This window comes from Saccharomonospora iraqiensis subsp. paurometabolica YIM 90007, from assembly GCF_000231035.2.
GTDB classification, from domain to species: domain Bacteria; phylum Actinomycetota; class Actinomycetes; order Mycobacteriales; family Pseudonocardiaceae; genus Saccharomonospora; species Saccharomonospora paurometabolica.
On sequence record NZ_KI912216.1, the window covers coordinates 62310 to 67382 of the forward strand.

General features: G+C 73.5%; 5 protein-coding genes. 4 read left to right on the forward strand and 1 reads right to left on the reverse strand.

The features are described from left to right. Both SACPADRAFT_RS26050 and SACPADRAFT_RS0207020 read left to right on the forward strand, forming a co-directional pair. The coding region (locus SACPADRAFT_RS26050; RefSeq protein ID WP_007026437.1) for an SDR family NAD(P)-dependent oxidoreductase at positions 1-763 on the forward strand (763 nt) is incomplete at its 5' end. Between the two features lie 177 nt (positions 764-940). Continuing rightward, positions 941-1435 (forward strand): hypothetical protein, encoded by a 495-nt coding sequence (locus tag SACPADRAFT_RS0207020; RefSeq protein WP_007026436.1) that lies wholly within the window; start codon positions 941-943, stop codon positions 1433-1435. A 90-nt stretch (positions 1436-1525) separates the two neighbouring features. Here SACPADRAFT_RS0207020 and SACPADRAFT_RS0207025 read toward each other — a convergent pair whose 3' ends face one another. Further along, entirely contained in the window at positions 1526-2674 is a 1149-nt protein-coding gene (locus SACPADRAFT_RS0207025) for a citrate synthase 2 (RefSeq protein ID WP_007026435.1), read from the reverse strand. 344 nt (positions 2675-3018) lie between these two features. On the opposite strand from SACPADRAFT_RS0207025, the gene pdxH reads away from it, so the two are divergent. Both pdxH and SACPADRAFT_RS0207035 read left to right on the forward strand, forming a co-directional pair. Next, positions 3019-3699 (forward strand): pyridoxamine 5'-phosphate oxidase, encoded by a 681-nt coding sequence (gene pdxH, locus SACPADRAFT_RS0207030; protein WP_007026434.1) that lies wholly within the window; start codon positions 3019-3021, stop codon positions 3697-3699. A gap of 234 nt (positions 3700-3933) precedes the next feature. Further along, on the forward strand, positions 3934-5073 hold a 1140-nt coding region (locus SACPADRAFT_RS0207035), incomplete at its 3' end, for an MFS transporter (RefSeq protein WP_028662289.1).

Sequence of the window (5073 nt, forward strand, 5' to 3'; positions counted from 1 at the left end):
CGCGTTCGCCTTCGCCCGGGAGGGCGCCGACGTGGTGCTGGCCGACGTCGAGGCGGACGCGCTGGCCGACACCGTGCGGGAGGTGCGGGACCGCGTTGCGGGGGCGACCGTGGTGGAGGGGCGCCGGGTGGACGTCTCCGACGCCGCCGCCGTGGAGGCCCTGGCGGCCGACCTCCGCGCCGAACACGGTGTGCCGGACATCGTGGTGCACAACGCGGGTGTCGGCGTGGCCGGATCCGCCCTGGACACCGGGCTGGACGACTGGCGCCGGGTGGTCGACGTCAACCTGTGGGGCGTGGTGCACGGCAGCCGGGTGTTCGGCAGGCAGCTGCGCGAGCGTGGGGAGGGCGGGCACCTCGTGGCCGTCGCTTCGATGGCCGCCTACCTGCCGTCGCCGGTGCTGCCCGCCTACTCCACCACGAAGGCGGCGGTGCTGGCGTTCGGCGAGAGCCTGCGCGCCGAGCTCGCCGCCGACGGGATCGGCGTGAGCGTGGTCTGTCCCGGGATCGTGGCCACCGGGATCGCGGGATCGACGTCGTTCGCCGGGGCCGGGGGAGCCGAGCTGGACAACCGCCGGGTGCGGGCGCAGCGGCTGTTCGACGCCCGCCGGTTCCCACCGGAGCGGGTCGCCGAGGACGTGCTGCGCGCGGTCGAGCGTGACCTGCCGCTGGTGCCGTCCACCCCGGAGGCCCGCCTCGGCCTGGTGCTCGCCCGCCTCACGCCGGGCCTGGTGCGCGCGGCACTGCGCCGACGTCGTCGCTGACCCACCCACCGGTGACGTCGCCGGTGTCCGGGGCGGACCGGGCCACCGACGCCGCCTGCGGTGGCGGGGGGCCGCGCGAATACGCTCACCCCGGACCGGGTGGGTCTCCCGGCGGTGCCGGACCGCGACCGTGCCCGGGGTTCGACAGGTACCTCGACCTCGTGAGGAGTGGTGCGGATGGCCACGCAGTTACCGGTGCCGATCGAGTTCCGGCTTCCGGAGGGATGGCGCTCGGCGCCGCCGGACGAGGTCGGCGCGCCGGGGGTGGCGTTCGTGGCGCTGCACCCACACTCCGGCGACGGGTTCACCGCGAACATCACCATCTCCGGACGGCTGCGTGCCGACGGCGAGGACCTGGACACCACCGGCGACGAGTCGGTCGAGCGCATCCGGCAGCAGGCCGCGGGCCCGGTGACCCTGCGCGACCGGACGAGGATCGGTTCGGCGGAGGCGCCCGGGCTCACCCAGATGCTGGACTTCGCCACCCTGGTCGACGACCGGCCGCTGGCGTTGACCCAGTGCCAGGTGTACCTGTCCATGGCGGACGTCTCCGAACCCGTCACCCGGGCGTTGATCGAGGTCGTGCTCACCTGCGCACGGGATCAGCTCGACAGTGTGCTCGGCGAGTTCCGGCAGTTCCTCACGACCCTGACGGTGAGCCGGGACGGGTGAGCCGGGACGGGTGAGCCGGGACGGGTGAGCCGGGGAGGCCGACCGGTGGCCGACCTCCCCGGGGTGGCTCGCCACCGGTCGGCGGGACGGTCAGGGGCGCGTGACGCGGCCGGACCCGGCCACCTCGCCCGGGTCGCGCGGTGCGGGCCCGACGTAGCTCGCCGACGGGCGGACCAGCCTGCCGGTGCGCTTCTGCTCCAGGATGTGCGCGGCCCAGCCCGCGGTCCGCGCGGAGGTGAACAGCGCGGGCATCATCGACGTCGGCACCCGGGCGAAGTCGAGGATGACCGCGGCCCAGAACTCGACGTTGGTCTCGATGGCCCGGTCGGGGCGGCGCTCCCGCAGCTCGGCCAGCGCCGCCTGCTCCAGCGCCTCGGCGGCCTCGTACCGTTCGGCGCCCAGTTCGCGGCAGGTCCGCCGGAGCACGCGCGCCCGCGGGTCCTCGGCGCGGTACACCCGGTGACCGAAGCCCATCAGGCGCTCGTTGCGGTCGAGGATGCCCTTGACCACGGCGCGGGCGTCCCCGGTGCGTTCGACCTCCTCGATCATCGGCAGCACCCGCGCGGGGGCGCCGCCGTGCAGCGGCCCGGACATCGCGCCGATCGCCCCGGACATCGCGGCCGCCACGTCGGCACCCGTGGAGGCGATGACCCGGGCGGTGAAGGTGGAGGCGTTGAGGCCGTGTTCGGCGGCCGAGACCCAGTAGGCGTCGATCGCCTTGACGTGCGCCGGGTCGGGTTCGCCGCGCCAGCGCGTCATGAACCGTTCGGTGACGGTGCGCGCCGCGTCGACGCGGGACTGCGGGACCGCGGGTTCGCCCGTGCCGCGCGCGGACTGCGCGACCCAGGACAGCGCCATCGCCGAGACGCGGGCGAGCTGCTCCCGGGCCTCGTCGTCGGTGATGTCCAGCAGCGGGGCGCAGCCCCAGTGCTGGGCGAGCGTGGGCAGGGCGGACTGCACGTCCACCCGGACGTCCCCGCTGCGGACCGGGACCGGGAACGGTTCGGCGGGGGCCAGCCCGTTTTCGAAATGTCCGTCGACGAGCAACCCCCAGACGTCGCCGAAGTTCACTTTTCCGGCGAGTTCCTCGATGTCCACGCCCCGGTATCGCAGCGCGCCGCCGTCCCGGTCCGGTTCGGCGATCTCGGTGCGGAAGGCGACCACACCTTCGAGGCCGGGCCGGAAACCGTCGTCGACCTGTGCCCCGTTCGCGGTGGCCTGATCTGTCGTCGATGTCACTGAAGTGGACCTTTCGTCGCGAATCCCCGGTAGGCGGTCACCGCGCGAGGCCCACACACGCGCGCGCCTCGTCGCACGGTGAATGAGACTCTGCACCGATTACCGAGCGGTATCAATCGAAGTCGGCGGTGGTTTCGGTCACGATTCCGAGAACGATTCAGAAAAGCGTGCGGGCCGAATCGTGTGGTTCGCCTCGCGTGGGGGCTCCCGTGGCCGGTGGCGCCCGTCACGACGGGCGCGGTTTCGCCCCGCCGCGGGACCATTTACCGTCTTGCGGGAAGGTGGGCCGCGCCGCTGCGCACGGTGTGCGCCCACGGTCGTGCGGGGCAGTGCGGGAGGTCGGTATGACGGAACTGGACAACGCCGGGGAGGCCGCCGTACGGCTGCCCGGGATGCGGGTGACGTACAACGGCACGGGCCTGGACGAGTCCGAGCTCGCCGACACCTGGCATCAGCAGCTCCAGCGGTGGCTCGACGAGGCCGTCGCGGCCGAGGACGCGGTCGTGCCCGAGCCGAACGCGATGGTGCTGGCCACGGCCGACAGCGAGGGACTGCCGTCCTCGCGCACGGTGTTGTGCAAGGGGCTGGACGAGCGGGGTGTGGTGTTCTACACCAACTACACCTCGGCCAAGAGCCACGACCTCACGGCGACGCGGTACGCCTCGGCGACCTTCCCCTGGTACGGGCTCCACCGGCAGGTCCACGTGCGTGGCGAGGTGGAGAAGGTCGCCCCCGCCGAGACCGCCGCCTACTGGGCGTCCCGGCCGCGGGGGTCGCAGCTCGGGGCATGGGCGTCCCCGCAGTCGCGCACGGTGGCCGCGCGGCGGGACCTGGACACCGCGCTCCAGTCGATCGAGCGGCGGTTCGACGGGGTGGAGCAGGTCCCCGTGCCGCCGCACTGGGGCGGATGGCGAATCCGGCCGGAGATGGTCGAGTTCTGGCAGGGCAGGCGGGACCGCATGCACGACCGCCTCCGCTTCGTCCGCACCGAGGACGGCTGGCGCATCCGCCGCGTCGCCCCGTGACGATCTGGTCACTCTCCGTCTTCCCGTGAAGGGCACCTTCCCTGCGTGTGACGCAGTGAATGTGCCCCTCGCTGCGTTGAGCGCAGGGAAGGTGCCCTTCACGGCACAACCCGGGTGAGTGGGTGCCCGAGTGGATCGTTAGCCACGCTAAGGTTTGCGGGCGTGGGTGCGGAGAGATCGGTCGCGGGCCGGGAGACGTCGGGGACGGCCCGTCCCCGACGGGTACGGCGGGTGCTGGACAGCGTGGTCGCCGATCGGCGGCCGTTACGGATCCCGGCGTTCCGCAGGCTGTGGTTGAGCACGCTGGTCACCGCGGTCGGCAGCCAGCTCACCGCGGTCGCGGTCCCGAAGCAGCTCTACGACCTCACCGGCTCCTCGGCCTACGTCGGTCTCGCCGGGCTGTTCGGCCTGGTGCCGCTGCTGGTGTTCGGCCTGTGGGGCGGGGCCGTGGCCGACACCGTCGACCGCCGCACCCTCCTGCTGGTGACCAACACCGGCATCGCCGCGACGGCGTGCCTGCTGTGGGCACAGGCGCTGCTCGACGTCGGGTCGGTGTGGGTGGTGCTCGGCCTGCTCAGCGTCAACCAGGCGTTCTTCGCCGTCAACATGCCCACCCGCAACGCCGTCGTGGCCCGGGTCGTGCCGGAGGACCTGCTGCCCTCCGCGGCGGCCCTGACCGGCACCGTCACCACGTTCGGTGCCGTGTTCGGACCGATGGCCGCGGGCGCGCTGCTCCCGGTGGTCGGCCTGTCCAGTCTGTATCTCGTCGACACCTTCGCGCTGGCCGCCGTGCTCTGGGCGGTGTGGCGGCTGCCGTCCCTGCCGCCCACCTCGGGGCCGGCCCGCCGCGCCGGGCTGCGCGACGTCGTCGACGGCTTCCGGTACATGGCCGCGCAGAAGGTGCTGCTCGCGTCGTTCGTGGTGGACATCGTGGCGATGGTGGCCGGGATGCCGAGGGCACTGTTCCCGGAGATGGCCGAGCGCACCTTCGGCGACCCGCCGGGCGGCGGCCTCGCCCTCGGTTGGCTGTTCGCCGCGATCCCGCTCGGTGCCATGCTGATCGGCGGTACCTCCGGGTGGGTCCGCCGGGTCCACCGGCACGGCGTCGCGGTCGTCGCCGCGATCGCGGTGTGGGGGCTGGCGGTGGCGGGGTTCGGCCTGACGTCGTCCCTGTGGGCGGCCGTGCTGTTCCTCGTGCTTGCGGGAGCCGCGGACATGGTGAGCTCGATCTTCCGCATGGCGATCCTGCAGACCGCGGCCACCGACGAGATGCGTGGCCGCACCCAGGGCGCGTTCACCGTGGTCGTCGCCGGCGGGCCACGGCTGGCCGACCTCGTGCACGGCTGGGCCGCCGCGGGGGTCGGCACGGCCGCC